Genomic DNA, 24,774 nt, shown 5'->3' on the forward strand with positions numbered 1-24,774 from the left:
ACGTGTGGCTACCTTAATAACAATTAGACCAGTCGTCTAGTTCTCTTTTGGTTTTTTTTCGATCGCTTTACTGGAGGTTCTGAAGGTGTATCGGGACCGCGAGGAACGCGGCCCGCCCACAGGGATCAGGAAAGGTTGAGAATCTGACGCGTCGTCGACATCGCCGTCTCAAAGGGCTGGACACTCTTGGTGATTTTCACCATGACACTGGCGCCGACCCACAATTGATAGAGGCTCTGCGCGACCGCATGGGGCTCCCCGGCGGTTGTCAGTGACCCTTGCGCGACGCCGGTCTCGATCGCCTGCGCAATGCGGTCGGTAATACCCGACGTACCTCGCTTGAGCACTGCGCGCATCGTCTCCGAAAGGTCGGCCACCTCCACGCCCAGTTTCACCGCCAGGCATTTACCCTGGCAGTCCTGGAACGATTGGGTTTGCTGCCAGATGTCCCAGTATTTCATCAGGCGCTGGGCCATGGTCAGGCCAGGCAGCGCAAGGACTTCATCCAGCTCGGCCAGATAGGCCTCGAAATAGCTTTCCAGCAGCGCCTCGCCGAAAGCGTCCTTTGAACCAAAGTAATGGTAAAACGACCCTTTCGGCACACCAGCGGTGGCCAGGATTTCATTCAAGCCCACGGCGGAATATCCTTTCGCGGCCATGATTCGTTGGCCTACATCGAGGATTTCCTGGCGGACGTCGGTGGTTTCGCGGGTCTTTGGACGGCTCATGGGCGGCATCTTATTCTTTACTAGACGATCAGTCTACTAGGGGCTCAAGCGCCCTCCTCCACTTGGCCCCGACAGGGCGATCAGGGGAAAGGCGCGAGATCCGAAAACGCCGCCTCCTCAATATGGTAGACCGTCGGCTCTTCGGAAAAATATTCCTCCAAGCCCATCATGAACACCCGATGGTCTTCACTCTCTTCAAAACCTGGCGTGTGGTCCTCAAGCGATTGCCATCGCACGATCAGATTGAATTGCTCGGGCGTTTCAATCCCTTGCGCCAGCAAATGACCGCAGTAACCCTTTGCGCGGGTAAGCAAGGGAGCGACCTCGGCAAATGCACCTTTGAACGATTCAATGCGTTCTTTGTGAATGGGCAGCAGAGCGATCTCGTAGATCATGGCGTTTCTCCAGATTGATTGTGACTGCGCACTCACGGGATGAGCGATGGCTCGACTGCAATCGCGATTTTTCCTTGGAGACCATTGTTGGGGCTCTCCAGCCGCGCATGGGCGAGCGCGAGGTCGGCGAGTGAATAGACGGCGCCGACGTGCGGGCGCAGCTGACCGCGCTCTATCAGGGTGCTCAACTCGTCCAGCTTGCCGCGGTTTTGTCGAGTGAAAACGAAGTGATAACTCGCGTTCTTGCCGCAGGCCTGGATAACGTTTTGTGGCTGGGCAATGTCCACGATGCTGACAACCCGGCCAAGTTGAGCGAGGGCGTCGGGGCTGCGGGATAATGTGTTGCCGCCGATGGTGTCAAACACCACATCGACGCCGCGGCCATTGGTTTCCCGATTGATGGCGTCGACGTAATCCTCCTTTTCGTAGTCGATGAGCACATCGGCACCCATGCTTCGTGCGAATTCAAAGTTCACTTCTCGCACCGTCGTGAAGACCCGCGCTCCAATGGCCTTCGCCAACTGGATCGCTACATGACCGACGCCCCCCGCGCCGCCGTGTATCAGAATGCTCTCGCCCACTTTGAGGGCTGCACGCACGACCAATGCTTCCCACGCCGTGCCGCCAACCAAGGTCAGGCTCGCCGCCTCAAGATGGCTCAGCGAGGCGGGTTTCTTCCCGACGATGCTTTCGGCAGCGACGTGGTACTCGGCATAGCTTCCTGGCCCATCAAATATTTGCGGGGTGTACCAGACTTCGTCTCCTGGAACGAAGGCCGTCACACCCGGCCCAACGGCTTCGACAACGCCAGATACGTCGTGGCCGGTAATCGCCGGCAGTGGCACTAGGTCGGCGTAATCACCCCGTCGGACCTGGAAATCCAATGGGTTGATGGAGGTTGCGTGGACTCGGACCAGGACTTGTCCCGACTGGGGCACGGGCTTGGGCACGTCGCTGAGCTCGAACGATTCAGGGCCGCCAAATGATTTCAGGATCATCGCTTTCATGGGTATCTCCTCATATCTACAAAAAGGGATATCGAGATATCTCGATATGCTGCGGTAAAAAATTACAGCTCTTTTCCAATGATCTCGGCCAGGGCGCTGATGGTTGCTTCATTCCGTTTGTAGTAAGTCCACTGACCGATGCGCCTGACCTCTACCAGGCCCACTCGTTGCAACGTGGCCAGATAACCCGACACCGTTGACTGCGAGAGTCCGATGCCTTCTTGAATACTGCTGACGCAGACTCCCACCGTGAGAACGTCACCCTCATCCTGCGGAGGGAAGTTCTTTGCGGGATCCTTCAAGCCTTTCAAGATTTCAAGGCGTGTAGGATTCGAGAGGGCTTTGAATATTTCGATCAGTTCCATACCCCGAGGATATCGAGATTTTTCGATATGTCAATACGCAACGTCAATTCAGTTTCTGGCCAGCCTGCTATCTCTCCAGCCACTGCCCAAAGAGCTGAGGTAATTGCACGCGCATCCACTCGATAAACGCTTGAACTTGCGGGGCCAGGTGAGACCTGCTCGGATACAAGACCGATACAGGTCTAGGACGAGGTCGATAGCGCCGAAGCACCTCGACCAATGAACCGTCAGCAAGGTAACGGTCAAGGGTAATGCCAGGCGCTTGCAGAATGCCGAAGCCGGCAACGCCGCATTCCACATAGGCGTTGGACTCGTTGACTGTGATGCCATGGCGACTGACGTAGGCTCGCTCGCTAGCACCATCGATAAACTGCCAAGGCAACGGGCGCTGGTTCTGGCCGGAGAGAAACGTGACGCCACGGTGCGCGCTCAGGTCATCAAGCGTCTTGGGTTCTCCATGCTCCTGAAGGTATCTGGGCGCAGCGCAAGTGATCATCGTGGCGTGGCCGATGCTACGGGCGACGAGACTCGAATCGGGCAGATCGCCGATACGCAGCGCGCAGTCCACGCCCTCCGCCACCAAGTCCACTGTCCTATCCGTCACGCCAAGTGCCAGCTCGATGGCCGGGTATCGCGTGGTGAAATCCCTGAAGCTCTCGATGAGCGCCGGCTGGGAAAAAGCTGTCGGGATGTCGACACGTAGCCGTCCGCGCATCGCCGAGCCTGGCAGCCCAAACATCGAAGTGGCCTGCGCAACGTCGCCAAGAATGCCTTTCACTCGCTCGTAAAAGCGCTCACCTTCAGAAGTGAGCCGCACCTTTCGCGTGGTTCGCTGGAATAGCCGCACGCCTAACGAAGTCTCCAGCTCTTGAATCGCACGACTGACTTGGGGGCGGCCTAGCTGCAAGGCGTCTGCCGTTCGGGTGAAGCTGCCGAGTTCGGCCAGCCTGGCGAACACCTGCATTGACTGAAGCAACTCCATGGGACCTCTTTCTGTTGTTGATTGTTAACGCCAGAACGACAAGTTTTAGCAAAACTATTGCCATAAGACATACCAATCTTGTGCCTGTCCGCGCATTTATTGCGCCCCTCCCCTGCGCAACACTGTCGCCAGTTGGTTCCTGTCCCTCTGGAGAAAGACAAATGAAAGCGTGGCTTCTGAAAGATTTTGGTCTCGACAATCTTGTACTGGATGAAACTCCCACCCCTGTACCCAAGGTCGGCGAGTTGTTGGTGAAAATTGGCTCGGTCTCCCTGAATTTTCGTGACAAAGCGATCATCGATGGTATTTACGAACCCCATCTGGTGCCCAAGCCGTTGATCCCGGTGAGTGACGCAGCAGGGACCGTGGTCGCGGTCGGCGAAGGCGTCAGCCGCTTCAAGGTGGGTGACCGCGTTAACTCGCATCTGTATTCGAGCTGGATCGATGGCGAGCCTGGCCCGAACGAGCCTGCCTACTGCTTGGGCATGCCGCTCCCAGGCGGCTTGGCCGAGTACATGATCATTCACGAAGAAAGTGCCGTTCGGGCGCCAGATAACATGTCGGATGAAGAAGCGTCGACCTTGCCGATTGCAGCGCTGACGGCTTGGTATTCGTTGGTGGATTATGGCCAGATTCAGCCAGGTCAGACAGTCCTCGTACAGGGGACCGGGGGCGTCTCGATTTTCGCGGTGCAGCTGGCGACCGCGCTTGGCGCCAAGGTTATCGTCACCTCAAGCAGTGACGAAAATCTGCAAGCGGTGAAGAAGCTCGGCGCTGTCGCCGGCGTGAACTATCGGACCTTCCCACGCTGGGAAGAACAAGTGCTGAAACTGACCGACGGCAAGGGCGTGGACCTTCTGCTTGATGTTGCCGGCGGTGAAGGCCTGAATCAATCCATCCTGGCGACCAAGGCCGCCGGCAAGATCGCGCAGATCGGCTTTCTGACCGGGCAAATCACCACGCTGAGCCTGATGCCGCTGATCTTCCGCCAGACCACCATCCGCGGCATTGCGGTCGCGCCTCGCTCATCGTTCGACCGCATGAACGAATTCCTCAACCAGCACGCGATCCGCCCGGTGATCGAGCAGACCTATGCGTTCGAAGAAGCGCAGCAGGCCTTCCAGCACTTGGCTCGTGGGGCGTTTGGCAAGGTGGTGATCAAGGTTTCGTAGAACTGCAGTAGCCGCCCTCGCCTTTTGGCGGTTGTTTTGCAAGTCAATACACCTGCAACTGGCGCAACTCCCCACCCTCTTCCTTGAGGCGCTCCAGATACACATCGGCGTTCAGCAATTGATAAGGAAAATGGAGCCCCGGTGAAGTCGGTGGATACCCATCCAACCCAGTCAGACGCTCCAGCAGCATGGCGACGCTGAGGCCGGTCAGTGCCGCCGCACCCGCAGGGTGAATCACGGCATGACGTGTGCGCAGCGGTTCACCCTTCAGGCCTTCGCCGGCGAGCTCGATGATGATCTCGGTCGACATTGGTTTACCCTGGCGTCGGGTTGAACTCACCCCAATACCAATGTTGAACTGGACGTTAGCCGCGCCCGTCGCGGCGGCCAGGCCGGCGACGTCGATGGAGGAGAAACCAGAGGCTTCGATTTCCGTGCCGTCTACCGCGTGGAATCTAGTCTTGGACTCTTCTCCTTCGCGCCAGACGAACACACCGTCGCGCCGCGTCATTGCGGCGGGCAGCATTTTATTCAGGTGTTCAAAGTCGCTGGCGACGGTCGGGCCGCCGGTGTCCTGCTCATCGACCAACGCGTTGATACGGATGGCGTTGACCCGTCTGAACGCCCGGGCAATGCTCAACGCCGATACGGTCGTCGCGCCCACCAACCATTCATAACCGAGGACGATAGGCGAGGCGTCAGGCGTGTGAATATGCATTGCGATTTCCGGCGCGATCTCGAAGACTCCGGAGGAAATGCTCAGGTGCGGCACTCGACGTTTTTGCGCATAACGTAATCCAGCAAGTGCGTGGTCCATATAAAAAACCACGACGGCGCTGATCGGGCGATCGCCGAGGCCCAGGTCTTCGGCGGCGGAGTCAATCACCACGGCCTGCGCCCCACTCATTTGCTCGGCGGCCCGCTGGGCCTTGGCAAGATCGCGACCGCCAATCAACAGCGGCACGTCAGGATGGATCGCGCGCAGGGCGCGGGCGGTTTGATGACCAATGGCGCCAGAACCGCCCATGAACAAGATAGGATCAAGTGACATTGCAAATTCTCCTCGTTTTTTGGGTTACACCTACTGTTAGTAGGTAAGCTAGCACAACATCACAAACTTTTGCCTACCATTGGTAGGTTTCTTGATTTGGAACGACAACGTGCAGAAAAAAATCGAGCCCTCCTCCACCGATTCATCGCCCCGTCGGCTTTCCAAAGCCGAACGGCGCAAGCAGTTGCTCGACACCGCCTTATTGATCGTGCGCGAGGAGAACGCCGACCGCTTGACCCTGGGCCATCTTGCCGTTCGCGCTGGCGTGTCCAAGCCTGTCGTGTACGATCATTTCGGCACCCGTTCGGGCCTGCTGATCGAGCTCTACAAGTGGATCGATACCGAGCGGGTCAGCGCTTTTCGTGAGGCGATGGCCAACACTGCGCGTAGCCCGCAGGAGACAGCTCATGTCCTGGCCAGTGCCTACATCCAGTGCGCTGCGGACAATACCGACGAATTTCATGCGGTGGGCGCTGCCCTGGCCGGCAGCGAAGAGAAGGCAGCGGTTTTTCAGGAACTGCTGGATAACTGCGTACAGATGTTCGTGACCGTGCTCGCGCCTCACGCAACGTTGCCCGCCGTCGAGCTTGAGCGCTGCTGCGTTGGCCTGATTGGTGCGGGAGAGGCGCTTTCGGGTGCCTTGGTCAGGGGGCGACATGGCGAGGACGAAGTCATTGAAGCGTTCGCTTCGCTGATCCGAGGCGTTTTGAGTTCGAACTGAGCAAGGCCCCTTTCGTAGCAACAAGCTTGATCAATACCTGCCAACCTGATCGTTGGCGTCACCTTGGCAACCTCGGCGGCCATGGTGATCGGCGAGTTCAACGCCGGCAAGGACAACTATGCCGGTTTGCTGGTGGCGTTGCTGGCATCGCCGTTGGGCACGCATCGGGTGATCCTGATCCTGGCCGTGCTGACCACGTTCCTGGGAGCCGCCGCGCTGTGGTGGTTTGCCAAGACACGAAGCCCGTTGATGCTTGAGGCTGACCGGGAAGCCTGAGCGTGAGATCGGCGTTACATCGGCTAGGTTTACTGCCCAAGCAAGAGCAGGGTCTTGCGGTCTGGCTCCCCCGAATAAAACTGGTCGAGTGCCTGTTGATACACAGGGGATCCGGACGGGACATTCATGAAAAGCGTAAGACAAGAGCGAAACTTCAGGTCATCGGGCGAACCGAATATCTGCTCGGCACTGACCCCTCGGTGCTGCAAAACGGCTGCAACGCTCGCCTCCAGCCTGGGGCCGAGCAACTCGTGCTGTAGATAAGCGCGAGCCTCGGCAGGGCCGGAAATCGCAAAGCGTCCGGCCATTTCGGAACGTCCGAGCCCCTGGAGTTGCGGAAAGACGAACCACATCCAGTGACTGGTCTTGCGGCCCGCGCGCAGCTCGTCCATGACTCGACTGAACACCGGGCGCTGGGCCTCGACGAAACGGGACAGATTGAAAGTATCCTGCATGATTCGCTCTCCTGCTTCAGTGAGCGCGTCAGGCAGCGTGACGCCCGTCCGCGCTCCGCTCTTATCGAAGTGCCCCGGCCCAGTCGCGCAGCAGATATTTCTGGACCTTGCCTGTCGAGGTTTTCGGCAGCTCACTGAACACCACGGTCCTGGGCACCTTGAAGCCCGCCAAATGCTCACGACAGAACAGGATGATGTCGGCTTCCTGAGTGTCCTGGCAGTCAGCTTTTAGATGGATGTAGGCGCAAGGGGTTTCACCCCATCTTTCGTCGGGCCGGGCAACCACGGCCGCCTCGAGTACACCAGGGTGGCGGTAAAGAACGGCCTCGACTTCGATGGTGGAAATGTTCTCCCCGCCGGAAATGATGATGTCCTTGAGACGATCCTTGATTTCGATATAGCCGTCAGCATGACGAACGGCCAGGTCACCGGTATGGAACCAGCCACCTTCGAACGCTTCTAGCGTCGCCTTGGGATTTTTCAAGTAGCCCTTCATGACGGTGTTCCCGCGCATGAAGATCTCACCAACACGTGTGCCGTCGAAAGGCACCGGCTCAAGGGTTTGCGGATCGGCAACCATCAACCCTTCCAGGGTCGGATAGCGCACGCCTTGACGCGACTTGATCTTCGCACGCTCAGTCAATGGCTGTTCGTCCCATTGCGCTTGCCAGGCGCACACGGTCACCGGTCCATAAACTTCGGTCAGGCCATAAACGTGGGTGACTTTGATGCCCATCTCTTCGACCGCACCGATAACCTTGGCTGGCGGTGCCGCGCCCGCCAGCATGGCATCAACCGGATGATCAAGGACGACCTTCGCCGATTCGGGCAGGTTGGCCAACCCATTGAAGACAATCGGCGCACCACATAGATGGCTGACCCGGTGTTCGTTGATCAACGAAAGGATCTTTTGGGGATCAACGCGACGCAGAAATACATGAGTCCCAGCCAGTGCGGTGACTGTCCACGGGTAGCACCACCCGTTGCAATGGAACATCGGCAAGGTCCAAAGAAAAACCGGGTGGTGCCCCATCGCCCAAGTCATTTGGTTGCCCAGCGAATTGAGATAGGCACCACGATGGTGGTAGATGACGCCCTTCGGATTTCCGGTGGTGCCAGATGTGTAGTTGAGCGAGATGGCCTGCCATTCATCTTCAGGCCATTGCCAGGCGAACTGAGGGTTGCCTTCAGCAAGAAACGCTTCATAGTCCAGGTCGCTGACGGCGGTGCCCTCGCCGAACTCCGGATCGTTCACATCGACCACCAGTGGCGGATGAGCGAGCAACCTCAGGGCGTCACGAATAACGGCGTGAAACTCCCGATCGGTGATCAGCACCTTGGCTTCGCCGTGTTCAAGCATGAAGGCTATGGCCTGCGCATCCAGGCGAACATTCAGGGTGTTAAGGACCGCGCCGATCATCGGTACGCCGAAATGCGCTTCGAGCATCGCCGGGATATTGGGCAGCATGACCGCCACCGTATCGCCCTTGCCGATACCTCGCCGGCTCAGTGCACCGGCAAGGCTGCGGCAGCGCTCGTAGGTGTGTTGCCAGTTGCGGCGTATCGAGCCGTGGATGACCGCCGGATACTGACCGTAGACAGAGGCCGTGCGCTCAATGAAGCTCAGGGGGGACAGCGCAATATGATTGACTGCCGAGGGCGCCAGGTCCGTTTCGAAAATCGACATAAGAATATCCTGTATGGCTGATTGTTAGCTCTGTTCAGGCGCTAACGGCCCCACCTGATCGATGAGACCGCTGCAACGGCGTAGCTGGCGCCTCAAGCAGTCTGCTGCTTGTTCTTGCGCAAGTAAGCGCGCCAGGTCATGGCCCAATGTTCCGGGTCTTCCAGCGGTGCGCTTTTCAATCGGTGGATCGCCTGGTTATGCGGTGACGTCTTGACGATCTCCGGGTTTGAGTAGGCCTCGTCGGATATCTGCGCGAGCACCGCAATCCAGGTGTCCAGCGCCTCCTTGCCGTACATCTCGCCCGGCTCGGGCGTAAAAGGTTCCGGCACCAGCCATGGGTGATGGCTGCTCCACATCGGGTCAATACCGAAATCGCTCATGCGATTCTGCACATCGTGGACGTCGACGCCGGTGTCTTCCTTGAGTTGCTCGAGGCTATAGCGTGTCATCTCCATCCTCGGGCTCGTGGCTTCGGGATGGGAACGGGTTACGCCGCGTATCGCCAGCAAGCCTTTTTCCATGTAGTTGTTGGCCAGGACCGAGATGTCCGATGCCTCTGCCATCCCGTCCGCCCCCATGGAACGGCACCATGCATAGGCCTTGAGGATGACCGGAACGTTGCCCCAGAACTCGCGGATCTTGCCCGAACTCAGTGGACGGTCGTAATCGAGACTGTAGCGATCACCGTCAAAGTCCACCACCGGTGCCGGCAGGAACGGTGCAAGTTGCGCCGAACAACCATAGGCTCCCACTGCCGGTCCCCCTACTCCACTTTTAGGCGCGCCGAATGTCTTGTGCAGCATGAACATGCACGCGTCGAAGCCCAGCTCTCGCGCACGAATCTTGGTCATCGCACCGTTGAAATTGGCGTGGTCGTAGAAACACAAGCCGCCTGCTTCGTGCACCACCTGCACCCACTCGCGGATGTGCGGGTTGTACACGCCCATGTCGTCGGGATTGTTCACCATCAACGCGGCCGTGCGATTGGACACCGCGGCCTTGAGCGATTCGAGTGATGGGTACCCGTTCTCCTCGATCATCAGGGTGATGACCTTGAACCCGGCGGCAGCGGCAGTCGCGGCACTGCTGGGGTGGGTCTGGATCGTGGTGATGATCTCGTCCCGTTGCTCCAGTTCACCACGGGACGCGTGGTAGGCACGGGTCACGGCGCAACTGGTATACGCGGCGTCGGCACCGCCGCCCGCCTGGAAGATGAACTGATCCATGCCGGACAACTCGCGCAGGATGGTGTCCATGCCATGGACGATTTGCAGCGCGCCTTGCAACGTGTCCTCGTCCTGATACGGATGAACATGAGTGATTTCCGGACGCCAGGCCATCGCCTCGTTGATTTGGGCGTTGTACTTCATGGTGCAGGTACCGAACAGGCTGATGTTCATCATGCCCAGCGTCTGCTGGGACAGTCGTAGGTAGTGATACAGCACTTCGGGCTCCGACATCTGCGGCAAGGCCGGCTGACGTGAGCGGCGCATGTTCGCCGGAATCAAATCCCCGGCACTGCCGACCGCTGCCTGAATGTCCGCTTCGGCCTCGGAAAAAATCACCCCCCGACGGCCCGGATAGCCCATTTCCAGAATGACGGGTTCGCTCCAGACCGGCGCATGGTATTGCTTGAGTGTCGTGCTCATTGTGCGATGACCTTTTTCAGTGCAGTGCTTAGCCGCTGGATATCAGCCTGGGTGTGGATCTCGGTGACGCAGTACAGGGCGCTGGCCCCCAACGCTGGAAAATCCTGCGTCAGGTCTTTGCCGCCGAAGATTCCGAGTACGAGCAGCTGCTTATTGATGTCCTTGACGCTCAACCCAGTGGCGTCGAAATTCACGACGAACTCTTTGAAGAAACCGGAAGGGAACGTCACCTTTACGCCCGGGATTTCGCCAAGGAGCTTCGCTGCGTAGTGGGCACGTTGCAGGATGAGATTGCCCACGTCCTCGAAGCCTTTTGGTCCCATCATCGCCATGTACACGGCATTGGCGATGGCCCACATGTACACTGAGTGGCCGGTCCAGTCGTTGCCCTTGTCGCGCAAGCCGTAGGACGATTGTTCGAATAGGCTCAGGCCAAAACCGAATTCACCAGGCTCGATGGTTTCGGCGATGCTGATGAACAGCGTCGGGTATTGGTGGGCGTACAGCTCCTCGTCGCGGGTGGCAATAAAGCCGCTGACGCCGCCACCGCAGTTCATGTGCACGCCGAGCGGCTGGGTAGTGCCCACTACAATGTCAGCGCCGAAATCAATCGGTGCAGCGAGCACGCCCAGGGAAATCGGATCGACACCGACGATGACTTCGGCACCCACGGCATGGGCGATGGCGGCGATCTCCGCGCCCTGCTGCTCGATCACACCGAAGTACGACGGCGTTTCGAAATAGACAGCCGCCGTTTGCGCCCCGACGCAAGCGCGAAGGTGATCCAGGTCAAGCAAGCCGGTGTTCGGGTCGTAGTCGATAAGTTGGACTGCGATGTGGCCGGGCATCTCCACGGGCTCGCAATAGTTGCGGATGACCGACAATCGCTCAGGGTCGATGGCACGAACCACCGCCACTTCGCTGCGCCCGGTGATGCGCGTGGCCATGCGGATGGCGTGGCCTGCGGCACAGCCCCAACTGCGCACAGGCAGACCGACCAGGTCCATGTTGAGCAATTCACCGAGCTGGCTGCAGAATTCAAACCAGGCCTGATTGCGACCGTGGTCGGAACTCGGCTCGCCAAAGACTGAGGTCAGCCACTCGTTGCGACGAACGACCTCGTCGCACGCCGCGGGAACGTGGTGCTGCCAACAACCGGCGCCGAGGAAATTCAGGTTCTGCTCGCAGGTCCTGTTCTTCGACAACGTACTGACCAGGTGCCGGCGCAGCTCGCTTTCATTAAGTGCCGGCGGCAAATCGATCGGACGTTGCAGTCGGTGCTCAGGGGGAATCTGTCGGAACAAATCCTCTATGCTGTCGACACCGATCGAGTCGAGCATCTCCTGTTTGAGCGCGGGAACAGAGTTCGCCATGTAGGGGTGGGCGACATGATGATTCATGGGGTTATCCTCATTTTCGGATGAAACAAATGATCAGGCGCGAACCCTGAAGAAGACGGACCGGTCAGGTCCTGTGTGCACGCGTATAGGGCTGCTGAGCATGGCGTCGACTTCGGCGTCACCCGTGTCGACCCGCAGGCAGCCGGAATCCAGGGAAAGCAGCTTGTTCATTGAAGCGATGACGATGATGCGTTCACGCCCTACCCGGCGGATGATCTCGGCACTGATCTGCTGATTGCCACGGCCGAACAGGCTGCCGTGACCGCCAAGGACGCCAACCACGATGTGGGTTTCGCGCCCTTTCATCAGACGGATCAACCCATGTTCATCGAGATCAGCGCCAACCAGAGCCCCGTCCATGATGGCGTCTACGCCCAGCAGCGTCGAAGGCAGGCCGAGTCTGTCCGTGACCCGCCGTGTCGTGGTGCCCGGTCCCAACAGGTACAGGCAGCCGGGTTTCATTTCCCTGACAACCTGCCGGGATACGGCATCGAGCGCCATGTCTTCATTGGCAACGGAACCTGACTTGGCGTTTTGCGTCAGATGCCGCTCGTGCGGGCTGCGCGCATACCCATAAAGGCGCGCCGAGAGCTGATCGCTGCGCATTGCAGCCTCGTCGATGTCCATCACCTCGGCGTCGCGAACGCGTACCGAAGGTTGGGCGGCAATGAATCGTGCAGCCAGATTTCCAGCGCTTTGCGCCGTGGTGCCGAAAACGGCGGAATACATCTTTACACCCGCGGGGATGCCGAGGATCGGCAGCCGGTCCCCGACGATGCTCAGCACATCCCGTGCCGTGCCGTCACCACCGGCAAACAGCAGCAGGTCAACCGATGCATAAGCCATGACCAACGCAGCGTTTCGCGTGTCGTCGGGCCGGCTCTCGCCCTGTGGAGACGCGTAGACGACAAGTGGGTCGAGACCGGCGGCCCGAGCGACGTCTTCGCCCAGCGCCCCAGAGCCGGTCACCAGTCGGAACGACGTCGCCGAAGCCGCCAGCCGCTGAAGCGCGAGCAAAGCCCGCTCGCTTGAGACGGGCCGCGCACCACGGCGGCGCGCTTCCTGCAGCACCTCGACACCATCGGTGCCCTTCAATCCCACAGCTCCCCCCATGCCGGCCACCGGGTTGACGATAAATCCGATGGTTTTTTCTAAACCGGCGGGATGAAGTGAAACTTCGAAATCGCGCTGTTCACGCATTGGTCGGTATCCTGTGCTGAATGGCGGGCCGCAGGGCAGGAAAACCGGCCCACAGGGCCAATTGCATACGCCGCGTATGTCAGACACAATACGACATACGCCTTGTATGTCAATTCACATGCGCAGCGAATGTTAAATTTTCTTCAAGGAAACGACCGATGGCGCAAAAGCGTGCGGACATGATTGCAGAGACCCGTGGCAAGCTGATCAAGGCTGCGCGAGACGCATTTGCCGCGAAGGGATATGCGGAGAGTTCGATGGATGACCTGACCGGTCAAGCGGGCCTGACCCGTGGGGCGCTGTACCATCACTTTGGAGACAAAAAGGGTTTGCTGCAGGCGGTGATCGCCCAGATCGACGAAGAAATGATGGCGCGCTTGTCGGTGATCATTGACGAAGCGAGCACGACCTGGGACGGCTTCATCGATGAATCCATCGCCTATATCAAGATGTCCCTGGAGCCGGAAATCCAACGCCTGGTATTCCTCGATGGGCCGGCTGTGCTGGGCGATCCATCGCAATGGCCGAGCCAGAACGCGTGTATTCGCAGCACCCAGCACAGCCTGGAAAAGCTGATCGATGAGGGAACGATCCGCGCGGTCGACACCGAAGCAACGGCGCGGCTGGTCATGGGTGCCCTGCTTGGCGCTTCCTTGTGGATCGCACATGCCGCGGATCCAGAGGCGGCTTCGGAAAAAGCCGTCGAAAGTTTCCGGGCATTGGCTTCCGGATTGCTGCTGACAGGCAATGCTGCGAATCAGTCGTGAACAAATGGCGGCTAGCCGAATGACCTAGAGCCCAGCCGCCTGGGCAATCCGCAACCGCCAGTTGCGACGCTGACTCAGGCCGTCTGTTCCTGCTTCAGCCGCTTGAGCAGCGCCTCGGCAGCGGCTTCGGAGGAGGCAGGATTCTGACCGGTGATCAGGTGCCCATCCTCGACTACATAGCTCGCCCAGTCCGCGCCTTTGGAGTACTCGCCTCCCTTGGCCTTGAGCATGTCCTCCACCAGAAACGGCACCACGTGCGTCAGCCCCACCGCCTCTTCCTCCGAGTTGGTGAACCCGGTGACTTTTTTGCCTTTTACCACGGGTTGGCCATCCGGTGCGTTGACGTTCTTCAGCACGCCAGGGGCATGACAAACCGCTGCGATGGGTTTGTTCGAGGCATAGAAGGCTTCGATGAGAGTTTTGGAATCGGTGTTCTCAGCGAGATCCCAAAGGGGCCCGTGGCCTCCTGGATAGAACACGGCATCGAAGTCATAGGGGTCGACCTCGCCCAGTGGCAGCGTATTGGCCAATGCCGCTTCGGCCTTGGTATCGGCACCGAAGCGGCGAGTCGCATCGGTCTGGGCATCCGCTTCATCGCTCTTGGGGTCCAGCGGCGGTTGGCCGCCCTTTGGAGAAGCCAGCGTAACCGTGGCCCTGGCGTCGACGAACGCGTAATAGGGCGCGGCAAATTCTTCCAGCCAGAAACCGGTCTTCTGGCCGGTGTCGCCCAACTGATCGTGAGATGTGAGGACCATTAGAATCTTCATGTGAACCTATCCTCCGAACGTGAATGGGCGAAGTGCGTTCGCCCTGCATTACTGTCAGAGGCTGTGTTGAGATGGACGTTCAACAAACGTTCTTCATGCCCTGGCCGAAATCGCCGCCAAGCGCAGCTCCCGGGAAGCGGCATAGTCCGCCTGCCGGCCCAGTTGCCAGCCCAGGTATCCCCACAGCAACGCGCAACACGCCCCCACCATCGCGGCCATACCGGCGCCCTGCCCCAGCATGTCGAGAAGACTCTTGGCCCAGCCACTCATGGCGTCGCCGGCACGATAGACCACGGTGTCGATGAAATTCTTGGCCTTGTATTTACTCTCGGCATCCAACGGCGCAAAGAGCATTTCCCTGCCCGGGCGGACGAACGCGTACTCGCCGATGCGTCGCACGATCATCAATGTCGCAAGCAGCGCAAATCCAGGCGCCAATGCAAGACCGACGAAGCCGATGCACATAAGCAACGGCACGATGGCCAACAACGCACGGATCCCCAGCTTCGGCGCGATACGACCGGTGATGAACAGCTGGGACAGCAAAGCGCCCGCCTGGACAATGATGTCGATGGTGCCAAAGATGCGGACTTGCGAGGCTCGGTCCGGGTAAAGCTCGGCCACCAGGCGTGCCTGCTCAAAATAGAGAAAGGTGCTGACCGTCGCCAACAGCACCACGAACCCGGCGATCCCCAGCAGGTATGGCGACTGGAACACCGCCGTCAAACCACTGAGCGGGTTGCCCTGCAATGGCTGGCGCGGGCTTTGCGTCGGCGCGGCGCCAGGTCGGCCAGCGCCGCCCGTTTCGCGCCATTTCATCAGCGCCCGCTTCAATACCAGCGTGACACCGAGCAGCAAGGCCGCCAGCAGCATCAAGCCTGACGCACCGATGGACTCGATGAACAGCGCACTCAGGGCCGGCCCCAACAGGCCGCCGATGCTGGCGCCCGCCGCGATGAAGGCGAATAAACGCTTGGCCTGCTCGCTGTCGAAGACATCCGCCATCAAGCTCCAGGCCACCGACACCACGAACAGGTTGTAGACCGAAATCCAGACGTAAAAGACCCTGGCCAACCAGATGCTGTCCGGCTGGAACTGGAAGACCTCGACGAACATCAGCAGGTTGAAGCCGAAGAAGCCGTACACCCAGTCGATGAGGCGCAGGCGTGGCACTCGGGCACTGAGCCAAGCGAATAAAGGAACGGCCACCAGCATGGCTACGAAAGTAGCGGTAAACAACCATTGCAGGTTCTCCACGCCCGCCGCGATGCCCATCGACTCGCGGATCGGACGCAGCATGAAATAACCGGTGAACAGACACAGGAACAGCAAAAAACCGCACAGCGCCGGGCGCAGTTCACCGTCGCGAGCATTTAGGGCGAGGCTCAGCCGATGCAGATAGGAAGGCGTACGCATGGGAACTCCAAAAAACAGCTACGGACCAGAGGGGTGGGCACGGAACAAGACCGTGTCCGAGGCGGCATCAGGGATAGATAACGCCGGTCAACCGTTCGGAGACCGCCCAAAGCCGCTCGGCATCCGCTACGTTGGTCGCCGCGACGGGCGTCTTGGCGAAGCCCAGCGGACCGCGTTTCTCCTCGTCCCCAGTCGGGCCGTAATAAGCCCCGCCCACGGTCTGCGGCGCCGTGGCGGCATACAGCGTGGGCAACGCCCCTTGCGCGGCTGAGTGGTAAACGTCGCGGTCCTTTGCCCAGCGCTGGCCGAACTCGCTGTTGAGACCCGGACCACGCGCAATCAACTCGGTGACCGCAACGCCTGGGTGCGCGGCAATGCTGCGAATTCCCCACTTTTGGGCATCACTGCGCCGTTGCAACGCAAAGGACCAATGCAGGACCGCCAGTTTCGACTGCGCATAAGTCACATAGGGGTCGTACTTCTGCTCGGCCTGAAGGTCATCGAAGTTCACCGTGCCGCGCGCCGCTGCAATGCTTGAAAGGCTTATCACACGGGCGTCCTCGCTTTGACGCAAGAGCGGCACTAGCAGGCCGGTCAATGCGAAATGGCCCAGGTAATTGGTCGCCAACTGGAGTTCGTAACCGTCTGCCGAAGTGCCGCGTTCGGGCGGCGCCATGATGGCGGCATTGTTGATCAGCACGTCGAGGCGCGGCAGCTTCTGGTTAAGGCGCTGGGCCAGGCCGCGCACGGATGAAAGGTTAGCCAGGTCCACGGCCTCGAACTGCACCTTGGCGTCGGGCACCGACTGTTGGATCCGGGCAATGGCCTCGGCGCCGCGTTCTGGATTGCGCGCCGCAATAATCACTTCGGCACCGGCGCGCGCCAGCGCCAGCGCATCCTCGTAACCCATGCCGCTGGTGCCGCCGGTGATCAGTACGATCCGGCCCTTCTGGGATGGCATGTCGTCGGTCGACCAGTCGGGTTTCGGGGCAACTCGTGCCGAAGCCTCGATGCTCATGACGCTAAGCAGCGCAACGCCGGCGGCCAGCGTCCGGGCCAGTCTCATCAGCGGACTTGTGCGGTTTTTAGAGTCGATTGCGCAAAAGCTTGTTGTTGTATTCCACATGGTTGAGTGCTCTCTATTTATAGGATTAACCGACACGGCCGGCGCTCACTGGATGGCGCACGCATCAGCCAGTTGCAGAAAACTCACCTGGCGGATTTCGCCGTGCGTATCCACGTAGGTCATTTTTGCCGGCACCACTTCGCACACCGGCGATTGCGGTGCCTCGATACGAATGGCCTGGGCGACGTCCAGCGGCATGCCGTACTCGTAGGCCGGTGGTTGCGCTTGTTCTTTGGCGAAGAGAGGTGAACCGCTCAAGGAGATGACCGCCAGCAGGCTGACGATCGATAGGTGCTGGATATTCATGATGGACTCCGCGACTGCCTTTACCGGGATGGTGGTAGCACTCTAGGAGCGGGACGCTGACGTCAAGGTGACTGGCGCCTGACAGGAACATGTCAAGCGCCGGCGAGGGAGAAACGTCGGCTTGCGCTGACTGCAACAGCGCCAAGCCGATCGTTTGGCGGCGACTAACGCGCCGCCTGGCTCGTCAGGGAAAAACCGAAGGTATTGAGGCCGTTCTTGCTGTAGGCGAACACACGGCCGCCGTGCATGGAGGCCACCGCCCGCACGATGGAAAGCCCCAGGCCGTGGTGCGCATCACTTCGCGCCCGGGCGGCGTCGGCCCGATAGAAACGCTCGAACAAGCGCTCCAGGTGCACGTTGTCAATCGGCTCACCGGCGTTGGAAACGCTCACTTCAGCCTGCATGCCATGGCTGACCAGACTCACCGTGATGGTGCTGGTCGGCACCGCGTAGCGCGCCGCGTTCTGAATCAAATTGGCCAGGGAGCGATGGAACAGGCGTCGGTCGATGCACACCTGCATGTCGCCCTGGATCACCACGCTCAGCTGCTTGTCGTGCAGGACCGGCTCCAGATACTCCACCGTCTTCAACGCCTCTTCATTCAGCGAGACATCGCTGAGTTCGGTTGCCCGTTGCCCGCTTTCGGCACCTGCCAGGAACAGCATGTCGTTGACGATGGTGCCCATCCGTTCCAGCTCTTCGAGATTGGACTGCAACAGATCCTGAAGCTCGTTGATGTCCCGCCCGTGGGCCAACGCGACCTGCGTCTGGCCGATCAGGTTGGTCAGCGGCGTTCGCAGTTCATGGGCGACGTTGGCGTTGAACCCTTCGAGCTGGCACCAGGCTGCTTCCTGGCGCGCCAGGGCACCATTGAATGACACGGCCAATTCCTGCAATTCCCCTGGCAGCGCCTCGGTGTCCAGTCGCTGCTTCGAATCCCCCGGCGGCAGACTGTTGGCCTGGCGGCTCAGGCGCCTGACCGGCCCCAGGCCGAAACGCGCGATCCAGTAGCCCAGCAGCGCGACCAGCACGACGCCCAGCGCCGAGGTCAGGACCAGGGTCTTGGTGAAATTGTCCAGGGTCTTCATGAACGGCGTTGAATCGAGCCCGACGATAAAGCGCACCTCCGGTCGGCTGCCCATGGCCGCGATGGTCTCGACCATCAGCATCATGGGCCGATCCCGGCCAGGTACCTCGACGGTGGAAAAACCATCCGGGCGCTTGGACCAATCCTGGCCGTCCGGCATCGCGCCGCCATAACTGTAGGCCGGGTTGTCGGCCAGGACCCAATAACGCACCCGCTCGTCCGCGGGCGTCAGGCCATCGAGCTTCTGGCGCAAGCCTACCCAGAATTCCGGCGAATCATATTTCGCGAGCACGGGGTCGAGTACGGAGTGGCGCAGGGTCAGTTCGTTTTGCATCTGGTCTTCGAGCGATTGCTTCAAGGAACAGCGCAACAGCGTCGCGCTCACGGCGGTGATGAGCGTGACCGCGAGGGCAAACATCAGGGCAAGCCGCTTGGCTATCGATCCTTTCATCACTGCGCACCGACTTGCCTGTCGCTGGCCTCACGACTCTCCAACACATAGCCCATGCCCCGGACGGTGTGCAGCAGCTTGCGCGGATACGGCGCGTCAACCTTGGCGCGCACGCGCTTGATCGCGACCTCGACCACATTGGCGTCGCTGTCGAAATTCATGTCCCAGACCTGTTCGGCAATCATCAACTTGGAAAGAATTTCGCCCTGGTGCCGTGCCAGCAGGCTCAACAGGCAGAACTCCTTGGCCGTCAGGTCCAGCCGCAAGCCGCCACGCGTTACCTTGCGCGCTTGCAGGTCGACTTCCAGATCGTCGATGCGCAAGTGCGTCGGGTCGGCGCTGTCATCGGCGCGACGTCGGATCAAGGCCTGGACGCGCGCTACCAGCTCGGCAAAGGAAAAAGGTTTGGCCAGGTAGTCATCGGCGCCCTCTCGCAGCCCGCGGACACGATCATCCACCGTGCCCCTGGCCGACAACATGATCACCGGGGTTTTCTTTTGCAGGCGCAGCCCTTGCAGCACGCCGTAGCCGTCCTTGCCTGGCAGCATCACGTCGAGGATCACCACGTCGTAATCCATCTCCAGCGCATAGTGCAGGCCATCGATGCCATTGGTGGCGACATCGACAATGTAGCCGAGCTCACTCAAGCCGCGATGGACGTAGGAGGACGTCTTTTCTTCGTCCTCGACAATGAGCAGACGCATCAAGTAATTCCTCTGCGGAAACGGGGGCAACCTACAGAGTCTAGACAGCAAAGGTGTCTGGAGGCTGACCGCTTCCTGACATTCCTGTCAGAAATGGATCCGGTTGCCCATTTGCACGAGGCATCGACGCACTGCCAAGGGCGCGGTAGCGGTCATGAAACTACCAAAGCGCCACATCATAAGTGAGGTAGAGACGGTTGCTATCGCGTCCCCGTGAAAAATCCGAGCGATAGACATAGTTGCGCAGTTTCACGCCTAGCCCCTTGAAGTTGCCTTGCTGCACCACATAGGCAATTTCTGCGTCACGCTCCCATTCCTTCACGGCGGTGTTGGACTTGCCATCGTTGCCGCTGAGGTAACGGGTGGAAAACGTCAGGCCGGGCACGCCGAGGCGAGCGAAATCGTAGCCGTAACCGAGCATCCAGGTCTTTTCGTCTTCTTCGATGAATTTGCCGATCCCGGCGTTGCTGAAGGAATAGACGGTGGCGCCGCTGATGTAAGGCAAGCCCCCTTCCCCGCTGAGCCTTTGATAGCCGGCGCTGAGTGTGTGGCCGGAGACGGCGTACGACAGCAGACCGCTGAGCATGTCGTTATCGACTTTACCGCCGTAGGCTGAGCCCGAATCGGCACTGTTGAAGTAGCGCAGGTCGCTGGTCAGCACGCCGGCGCCCAGCGGCAAGTCATGTTGGATGCCAGCAAAGTTCTGCCGGTAGAAGTTTTCCAGCTCGCCGTAGAAGTAGCTCAAGCGGACAGTTTTACCCAGCTTGTAGTCGCCGCCGGCATAACTGAAGTCGCCTGACTGGTCGCCGCCATAGCCGTCGGGCACGATCGGCATGCTGTCGCTTGAGTCCCGCAGTTTGAAACGCTCCAGGTGCCCGCCGGTGAGGGTGAGGTTGTCAATGTCGTTGCTGCTGACCTGGGTCCCCTGGTAGGTCTGGGGCAACAGGCGCGCATCGTTGTAGATCAGCACCGGATTCTTCGGCAATAAGGTGCCGTATTTGACCGTGGTCTTGGCGACACGGGCCTTGGCGGTCATGCCCGCGCTGGCAAACTCATCGGCGGCGCGGCCGTCGTCATGCACCGGTAGCAGCCCGGTGCCGCTGCGGCCACGCCCGGAGTCGAGCTTGACCCCGAGCAGGCCGAGAGCGTCGACGCCGAAACCGAGGGTGCCCGGCGTAAAGCCGGACTGGTAATCCAACAGAAAACCCTGGGCCCATTCGGTGCGCTCGCTCTTGGCGGTCCTCGCCGACCGTGCGCTCATGCCGTGCTCATCGCGAAAGTTTTCGTTGAAGTAGACGTTGCGCAGTTGCAACTTCAGCTTGCTGTCGTCGATGAATCCTTCGGCGTTGGCCGTGGCCAGCGGCAACAGGCCAAAGAATGGAAACAAAGCCCTGCGGGTCAGGTGAATATTCATGTCGACTTTCTCATTGTTGTTATTAGGCACGCACGCCAGCGCACTCCCGCGGGCGGGAGCGTCAGGCAAGCAATAGAGGGTGCGAGGGGTGAATCAGGAAAACAGCGTCAGCGCCCCGGTCAGCAGGGCCAGTGCGGTAATCACCAGGGAAGTGAGCACCGCCCATTTGATCGTGGCTTTCTGGAAATCGCCGAGATCGCGGTCGACCATGCCCACCAGCAACAGCGTCGAGGCCACCAACGGACTCATCAGGTGCACCGGCTGGCCGAGAATGGAAGCCCGGGCGATTTCCACCGGATGAATGCCGTAAGCCGCGGCAGCGTTGGCGAGGATCGGCACGACGCCGAAGTAGTAGGCATCGTTGGACAATACGAAGGTCAGCGGCATGCTGGTAATTGCCACCACCAGCGGGAACAGATGGCCCCAGGACGGCGGAATCCAGTCGACCAGGGTCTGCGCCAGCGCATCGACCATTTTCGTCCCGGAGAAGATCCCGGCAAAGATGCCCGCCGCGAACACCAGCAAGACCACGGTCATGGCGTTGCCCGAATGAGCGAGGATGCGCTCCTTCTGAATATCCAGTTGCGGATAGTTGATCATCAGCGCCAGGACGAAACCGATCAGGAACAGGATCGCCGAGTGCATGATCCCCATTACCAGCGCGACCATCACCGCGATCACCAACAGCAGATTGACGTAGGCCAGTTTCGGGCGCTTGTGTGGCGTGTCTTCCATGATCGCGTTGATGTAGCAGTTACCGCCGCCGCTTTGCAGCTGGATGTTGCCGATGCGCTTGCGCTCGGCACGGCCCAACAGGAATGCCGTGAACACCACCCATGCGGCCCCACCGATCATGGTCGGCAGCAACGGCACGAAGTACTCACCGGCATCCAGGCCCAGCGCTGCGATGGCACGGGTCGCCGGGCCGCCCCAAGGGGTCATGCCGCTCATGATGCTCAAGGAGAGCATGGACACGGTCGCCAGGATCATCGGGTTCATGCCGATGCGTTTGTACAGCGGCAGCATCGCGGCACAGGTGATCATGTAGGTGGTCGTGCCGTCACCGTCCAACGCCACCAACAGCGACAGCAGCGCGGTGCCCACGGCGATTTTCATCGGGTCGCCATTGACCCGCTTGAGAATCTTGCGGATCAGCGGGTCGAACAGGCCGGCGTCGATCATCAGGCCGAAAAACAGGATCGCGAACAACAGCAGTGCCGCCGACGGTGCGACCATCTTCAGGCCATCCAGCATCATCTTGCCGGTGGTCCCGCCAAAGCCGCCAAGCACCGCAAAGACGATCGGCACCACCGTCAGGGCGACGATGGGCGACAGCCGTTTGGTCATTATCAGGAAGGTGAAGACCACCACCATGGCCAAGCCAAGTAAAGCGAGCATATGTCAGATCTCTTGTTGTTATTGAGTCGCTGATGCAATGACGAGGTCTGCCTGGCTATCCGGCCATGCGCCGGGAAACCTTGGCGTAGACGAAACCTGAGAAAAGCCTGCGCGCGGTACGTACCACCGACGCGCGAATGGTCTCACCCTTTTCACCGGTGTAGGACAACACGACATCGATGCCACCGCTGGGGTGCTCGATGCGAACCTGCTGCAGACGCGGCTCGCTGACGCCACCGATCAGGTTGGCCGCGACGCTGCCGTCGGTCACGCAAGCCGTCGCGATACCGATGGAGCCGGTGATCGCCAAGGCGCGATGACAGTTGTGGGGCATGAAGTAGCGCACCTGGAGGGTCCCGCCAGACGAGGCCGGCGACACCAGGACCGGCTTGGGAATCACCTTGTCGCTGACATCACCCAGGCCCATCGCCAGGCCGGCTTTGAGCCGCAAGGATTCCAGGCGCTGCATGAATGCCTTGTCAGCGTCCAGTTCAGCGGGGCTTTCGTCACCGCGTTTGCCCAGGTGGCTGGCCTCGACGATCAGCATCGGCATCGCCATGTCGATGCAGGTCACCGCAATGCCGTCGATCATGTCCAGGGGTTGCCCGGTCGGGAAGAGTTTCCCCGTCTTGCTGCCTGCAGCGTCGAGAAAGGTCAGTTGCACCGGCGCGGCGGTGCCGGGCACGCCGTCGATGGCGGTGTCGCCTTCATAGCTGACCTTGCCTCGGGGGGTGTGCACGTCGGAATTCACGAACGTCCCGGTATTGAGGTTGCGAATACGCACCCGGGTCAGGTCGCCGGTAGCCTTGACCAGCCCCTGCTCGATGGCGAACGGGCCGACGGCGCAGAGCATGTTGCCGCAGTTGGGCGCGGTGTCGACCCGGCGCTGGGAAACCATGACTTGGACGAACAAATAATCCACGTCTGCTTCGGGATGCAGCGATGGGCTGACAATCGCGACTTTGCTGGTCTGTGGGCTGCCGCCGCCGATGCCGTCGATTTCCAGTTCGTGACCGGAACCCATCAGGTTGATCAGCAGCTCGTCACGTTCGGCGATGGCGACCGGCAAATCCCAGGCGAGAAACACCGGGCCTTTTGACGTACCGCCGCGCATCAGCACACAAGGAATTCGTTTCATGAACATTAACTCTTGTTGATCAATCTGGATAATTGATGTTCTGGACACAAGAGTGGCAGGGTTTAAAAAGTGTTTCCAATGCAAAGATCGTAGAGATTATTGCGTTTCACAAATGAATTACCTTACGATAATTGGCATCGCGCAGCCCCTCTCCGCCGAGGTAAAAACATGGAATATGAGCTTCAGGACATACGATCTTTCGTGAAAATCGCCGAACTCGGCAGTTTCCACGAGGCTGCCGATGCGCTGCATCTGTCGCAACCGGCCCTGAGCCGACGGATGAAAAAACTCGAGGAAGGCCTGGGCACCGCACTGCTCGATCGCACCACCCGCAAGGTCAGCCTGACGAGCGTCGGCCGTGATTTCCTGCCCAAGGCCCGGCGTTTGCTGGACGATTTCGACGATTCGATTCTCAACATCCGCGAGCTGGCTGAACGGCAGATCGGCCGGGTGACCTTGGCCTGCATCCCGACGGCAGCATTCTATTTCCTGCCGTCGGTGATCCGTCTCTACAACGAACGCTACCCCAAGATCCGTATCCGCCTGCTGGATCTCAGCGCCAATGAAGGACTGGAAGCGGTCCTGCGCGGCGAAGCCGATTTCGGCATCAATATGATGAGCGGCCAACACCCGGATATCGAGTTCGTGCCACTGGTCAACGAACCCTTTGTCTTGGCCTGTCGGCGCGACCATGAGCTGGCTGGACGCAGCGCCGTGACCTGGTCTGAACTCAGCGACTATCGACTGATCGGCGTGGGACGCCTGAGCGGTAACCGCATGCTGCTCGACCACGCCTTGTCCGGCCTGAGCTGGCGTCCGCAGTGGTTTTATGAAGTGCAGCACCTGTCCACCTCGCTGGGTCTGGTCGAGGCGGGCCTTGGGGTGTCGGCGATGCCAAGCCTGGCAATGCCTGCCGGCGACCATCCAACCTTGGTCAGCGTGCCGCTGATTGAGCCGGTGGTGAATCGATCGCTGGGCCTGGTCTATCGACGGGGCGCATCGCTGTCCCCCGCTGCGGAGAAATTTGTCTCGATCCTGCTGGAACAGTGGCCGCAATAGCGGCTGCCCGATGCAGCTCTTTTTCGCTGCCATACTCGTCAGTGGTGACTGAC

Annotated in this window: 24 protein-coding genes and 1 pseudogene; 5 read left to right on the forward strand and 20 right to left on the reverse strand. The window is 59.9% G+C overall.

All coding sequences use genetic code 11. The annotated features are described in order from the left end of the window. Positions 1–125 precede the first annotated feature (125 nt). The 5 genes from HU762_RS02560 to HU762_RS02580 form a co-directional block, all read right to left on the reverse strand. Positions 126–728: a TetR/AcrR family transcriptional regulator gene (locus tag HU762_RS02560; protein ID WP_186632472.1), complete on the reverse strand. Its 603-nt coding sequence runs from the start codon at positions 726–728 to the stop codon at positions 126–128. 80 nt (positions 729–808) lie between these two features. Beyond that, positions 809–1,123, reverse strand: a complete 315-nt coding sequence (locus HU762_RS02565) for an antibiotic biosynthesis monooxygenase (RefSeq protein ID WP_186632475.1) — start codon at positions 1,121–1,123, stop codon at positions 809–811. 32 nt (positions 1,124–1,155) lie between these two features. Continuing rightward, positions 1,156–2,130: a zinc-dependent alcohol dehydrogenase family protein gene (locus HU762_RS02570; RefSeq protein WP_186632477.1), complete on the reverse strand. Its 975-nt coding sequence runs from the start codon at positions 2,128–2,130 to the stop codon at positions 1,156–1,158. Between the two features lie 62 nt (positions 2,131–2,192). After that, positions 2,193–2,495: a metalloregulator ArsR/SmtB family transcription factor gene (locus tag HU762_RS02575; RefSeq protein WP_186610312.1), complete on the reverse strand. Its 303-nt coding sequence runs from the start codon at positions 2,493–2,495 to the stop codon at positions 2,193–2,195. 67 nt (positions 2,496–2,562) lie between these two features. Next, positions 2,563–3,477 (reverse strand): LysR family transcriptional regulator, encoded by a 915-nt coding sequence (locus tag HU762_RS02580; RefSeq protein ID WP_186632479.1) that lies wholly within the window; start codon positions 3,475–3,477, stop codon positions 2,563–2,565. Between the two features lie 161 nt (positions 3,478–3,638). On the opposite strand from HU762_RS02580, the gene HU762_RS02585 reads away from it, so the two are divergent. Continuing rightward, on the forward strand, positions 3,639–4,649 hold the full coding sequence (locus HU762_RS02585) for an NAD(P)-dependent alcohol dehydrogenase (protein WP_186632966.1): 1,011 nt from the start codon (positions 3,639–3,641) through the stop codon (positions 4,647–4,649). 43 nt (positions 4,650–4,692) lie between these two features. Here HU762_RS02585 and HU762_RS02590 read toward each other — a convergent pair whose 3' ends face one another. Then, a complete protein-coding gene (locus HU762_RS02590) occupies positions 4,693–5,700 on the reverse strand; it encodes an NAD(P)-dependent oxidoreductase (protein ID WP_186632481.1) in 1,008 nt (335 codons plus the stop codon). Positions 5,701–5,809: 109 nt separating this feature from the next. Between HU762_RS02590 and HU762_RS02595 the strand changes: the two genes are divergently transcribed. Both HU762_RS02595 and HU762_RS02600 read left to right on the forward strand, forming a co-directional pair. Continuing rightward, on the forward strand, positions 5,810–6,421 hold the full coding sequence (locus HU762_RS02595; RefSeq protein WP_186632484.1) for a TetR family transcriptional regulator: 612 nt from the start codon (positions 5,810–5,812) through the stop codon (positions 6,419–6,421). 30 nt (positions 6,422–6,451) lie between these two features. Continuing rightward, positions 6,452–6,697 (forward strand): annotated as a pseudogene (locus HU762_RS02600) (hypothetical protein); the annotation flags it as partial. A gap of 29 nt (positions 6,698–6,726) precedes the next feature. Here HU762_RS02600 and HU762_RS02605 read toward each other — a convergent pair. The 5 genes from HU762_RS02605 to HU762_RS02625 form a co-directional block, all read right to left on the reverse strand. Further along, positions 6,727–7,152 carry a DUF1810 domain-containing protein gene (locus HU762_RS02605; RefSeq protein WP_186632487.1) on the reverse strand — a complete coding sequence of 142 codons (426 nt, stop codon included), beginning with the start codon at positions 7,150–7,152 and terminating at the stop codon, positions 6,727–6,729. A 61-nt stretch (positions 7,153–7,213) separates the two neighbouring features. Beyond that, positions 7,214–8,839 (reverse strand): acyl-CoA synthetase, encoded by a 1,626-nt coding sequence (locus HU762_RS02610; protein ID WP_186632490.1) that lies wholly within the window; start codon positions 8,837–8,839, stop codon positions 7,214–7,216. 92 nt (positions 8,840–8,931) lie between these two features. Further along, entirely contained in the window at positions 8,932–10,488 is a 1,557-nt protein-coding gene (gene gcvPB, locus HU762_RS02615; RefSeq protein WP_186632492.1) for an aminomethyl-transferring glycine dehydrogenase subunit GcvPB, read from the reverse strand. After that, positions 10,485–11,888, reverse strand: coding sequence for an aminomethyl-transferring glycine dehydrogenase subunit GcvPA (gcvPA, locus tag HU762_RS02620; RefSeq protein ID WP_186632495.1), 1,404 nt, complete (start codon positions 11,886–11,888; stop codon positions 10,485–10,487). Before gcvPA ends, gcvPB begins: the two co-directional genes overlap by 4 nt. A gap of 33 nt (positions 11,889–11,921) precedes the next feature. Next, entirely contained in the window at positions 11,922–13,088 is a 1,167-nt protein-coding gene (locus HU762_RS02625) for an ATP-NAD kinase family protein (protein ID WP_186632497.1), read from the reverse strand. Positions 13,089–13,246: 158 nt separating this feature from the next. Here HU762_RS02625 and HU762_RS02630 point away from each other — a divergent pair, with 158 nt between their 5' ends. Next, a complete protein-coding gene (locus HU762_RS02630) occupies positions 13,247–13,855 on the forward strand; it encodes a TetR/AcrR family transcriptional regulator (protein ID WP_186632500.1) in 609 nt (202 codons plus the stop codon). Between the two features lie 74 nt (positions 13,856–13,929). Here the strand turns inward: HU762_RS02630 and HU762_RS02635 are convergent, their stop codons facing one another. The 9 genes from HU762_RS02635 to HU762_RS02675 form a co-directional block, all read right to left on the reverse strand. Further along, the gene (locus HU762_RS02635; protein ID WP_186632503.1) at positions 13,930–14,622 is read right to left on the reverse strand and encodes a type 1 glutamine amidotransferase domain-containing protein; all 693 of its coding nucleotides are present in this window, start codon (positions 14,620–14,622) and stop codon (positions 13,930–13,932) included. A gap of 93 nt (positions 14,623–14,715) precedes the next feature. Next, positions 14,716–16,038, reverse strand: coding sequence for an MFS transporter (locus HU762_RS02640; RefSeq protein ID WP_186632506.1), 1,323 nt, complete (start codon positions 16,036–16,038; stop codon positions 14,716–14,718). A 67-nt stretch (positions 16,039–16,105) separates the two neighbouring features. After that, complete coding sequence (locus HU762_RS02645; protein ID WP_238340329.1) at positions 16,106–17,104, reverse strand: oxidoreductase; 999 nt, start codon at positions 17,102–17,104, stop codon at positions 16,106–16,108. Positions 17,105–17,209: 105 nt separating this feature from the next. Beyond that, the gene (locus HU762_RS02650) at positions 17,210–17,470 is read right to left on the reverse strand and encodes a DUF2790 domain-containing protein (protein WP_186632512.1); all 261 of its coding nucleotides are present in this window, start codon (positions 17,468–17,470) and stop codon (positions 17,210–17,212) included. 164 nt (positions 17,471–17,634) lie between these two features. Then, complete coding sequence (locus HU762_RS02655; protein WP_186632515.1) at positions 17,635–19,008, reverse strand: heavy metal sensor histidine kinase; 1,374 nt, start codon at positions 19,006–19,008, stop codon at positions 17,635–17,637. Further along, positions 19,008–19,712: a heavy metal response regulator transcription factor gene (locus tag HU762_RS02660; protein WP_186632517.1), complete on the reverse strand. Its 705-nt coding sequence runs from the start codon at positions 19,710–19,712 to the stop codon at positions 19,008–19,010. Before HU762_RS02660 ends, HU762_RS02655 begins: the two co-directional genes overlap by 1 nt. A gap of 160 nt (positions 19,713–19,872) precedes the next feature. Beyond that, entirely contained in the window at positions 19,873–21,126 is a 1,254-nt protein-coding gene (locus HU762_RS02665; protein ID WP_186632520.1) for an OprD family porin, read from the reverse strand. Between the two features lie 93 nt (positions 21,127–21,219). Continuing rightward, positions 21,220–22,524 (reverse strand): citrate:proton symporter, encoded by a 1,305-nt coding sequence (locus HU762_RS02670; protein ID WP_186632523.1) that lies wholly within the window; start codon positions 22,522–22,524, stop codon positions 21,220–21,222. A gap of 55 nt (positions 22,525–22,579) precedes the next feature. Continuing rightward, entirely contained in the window at positions 22,580–23,662 is a 1,083-nt protein-coding gene (locus HU762_RS02675; RefSeq protein WP_186632526.1) for a 4-oxalomesaconate tautomerase, read from the reverse strand. 168 nt (positions 23,663–23,830) lie between these two features. On the opposite strand from HU762_RS02675, the gene HU762_RS02680 reads away from it, so the two are divergent. Next, positions 23,831–24,721 (forward strand): LysR family transcriptional regulator, encoded by an 891-nt coding sequence (locus tag HU762_RS02680; protein WP_024777250.1) that lies wholly within the window; start codon positions 23,831–23,833, stop codon positions 24,719–24,721. Positions 24,722–24,774 lie beyond the last annotated feature (53 nt).

It is taken from the genome of Pseudomonas sp. SWRI92 (assembly GCF_014268685.1).
GTDB lineage: Bacteria > Pseudomonadota > Gammaproteobacteria > Pseudomonadales > Pseudomonadaceae > Aquipseudomonas > Aquipseudomonas marvdashtae.

What these genes read in the sequence shown, in the direction of transcription:
- gcvPB (WP_186632492.1), bottom strand. Translation starts at nt 10,488, where the DNA reads ATGAGCACGACACTCAAGCAATACCATGCGCCGGTCTGGAGCGAACCC.
- HU762_RS02605 (WP_186632487.1), bottom strand. Translation starts at nt 7,152, where the DNA reads ATGCAGGATACTTTCAATCTGTCCCGTTTCGTCGAGGCCCAGCGCCCG.
- HU762_RS02590 (WP_186632481.1), bottom strand. Translation starts at nt 5,700, where the DNA reads ATGTCACTTGATCCTATCTTGTTCATGGGCGGTTCTGGCGCCATTGGT.
- HU762_RS02585 (WP_186632966.1), top strand. Translation starts at nt 3,639, where the DNA reads ATGAAAGCGTGGCTTCTGAAAGATTTTGGTCTCGACAATCTTGTACTG.
- HU762_RS02665 (WP_186632520.1), bottom strand. Translation starts at nt 21,126, where the DNA reads ATGAATATTCACCTGACCCGCAGGGCTTTGTTTCCATTCTTTGGCCTG.
- HU762_RS02640 (WP_186632506.1), bottom strand. Translation starts at nt 16,038, where the DNA reads ATGCGTACGCCTTCCTATCTGCATCGGCTGAGCCTCGCCCTAAATGCT.
- HU762_RS02570 (WP_186632477.1), bottom strand. Translation starts at nt 2,130, where the DNA reads ATGAAAGCGATGATCCTGAAATCATTTGGCGGCCCTGAATCGTTCGAG.
- HU762_RS02565 (WP_186632475.1), bottom strand. Translation starts at nt 1,123, where the DNA reads ATGATCTACGAGATCGCTCTGCTGCCCATTCACAAAGAACGCATTGAA.
- HU762_RS02645 (WP_238340329.1), bottom strand. Translation starts at nt 17,104, where the DNA reads ATGAGACTGGCCCGGACGCTGGCCGCCGGCGTTGCGCTGCTTAGCGTC.
- gcvPA (WP_186632495.1), bottom strand. Translation starts at nt 11,888, where the DNA reads ATGAATCATCATGTCGCCCACCCCTACATGGCGAACTCTGTTCCCGCG.
- HU762_RS02560 (WP_186632472.1), bottom strand. Translation starts at nt 728, where the DNA reads ATGAGCCGTCCAAAGACCCGCGAAACCACCGACGTCCGCCAGGAAATC.
- HU762_RS02650 (WP_186632512.1), bottom strand. Translation starts at nt 17,470, where the DNA reads ATGAATATCCAGCACCTATCGATCGTCAGCCTGCTGGCGGTCATCTCC.
- HU762_RS02660 (WP_186632517.1), bottom strand. Translation starts at nt 19,712, where the DNA reads ATGCGTCTGCTCATTGTCGAGGACGAAGAAAAGACGTCCTCCTACGTC.
- HU762_RS02630 (WP_186632500.1), top strand. Translation starts at nt 13,247, where the DNA reads ATGGCGCAAAAGCGTGCGGACATGATTGCAGAGACCCGTGGCAAGCTG.
- HU762_RS02655 (WP_186632515.1), bottom strand. Translation starts at nt 19,008, where the DNA reads ATGAAAGGATCGATAGCCAAGCGGCTTGCCCTGATGTTTGCCCTCGCG.
- HU762_RS02610 (WP_186632490.1), bottom strand. Translation starts at nt 8,839, where the DNA reads ATGTCGATTTTCGAAACGGACCTGGCGCCCTCGGCAGTCAATCATATT.
- HU762_RS02625 (WP_186632497.1), bottom strand. Translation starts at nt 13,088, where the DNA reads ATGCGTGAACAGCGCGATTTCGAAGTTTCACTTCATCCCGCCGGTTTA.
- HU762_RS02670 (WP_186632523.1), bottom strand. Translation starts at nt 22,524, where the DNA reads ATGCTCGCTTTACTTGGCTTGGCCATGGTGGTGGTCTTCACCTTCCTG.
- HU762_RS02635 (WP_186632503.1), bottom strand. Translation starts at nt 14,622, where the DNA reads ATGAAGATTCTAATGGTCCTCACATCTCACGATCAGTTGGGCGACACC.
- HU762_RS02575 (WP_186610312.1), bottom strand. Translation starts at nt 2,495, where the DNA reads ATGGAACTGATCGAAATATTCAAAGCCCTCTCGAATCCTACACGCCTT.
- HU762_RS02675 (WP_186632526.1), bottom strand. Translation starts at nt 23,662, where the DNA reads ATGAAACGAATTCCTTGTGTGCTGATGCGCGGCGGTACGTCAAAAGGC.
- HU762_RS02680 (WP_024777250.1), top strand. Translation starts at nt 23,831, where the DNA reads ATGGAATATGAGCTTCAGGACATACGATCTTTCGTGAAAATCGCCGAA.
- HU762_RS02580 (WP_186632479.1), bottom strand. Translation starts at nt 3,477, where the DNA reads ATGGAGTTGCTTCAGTCAATGCAGGTGTTCGCCAGGCTGGCCGAACTC.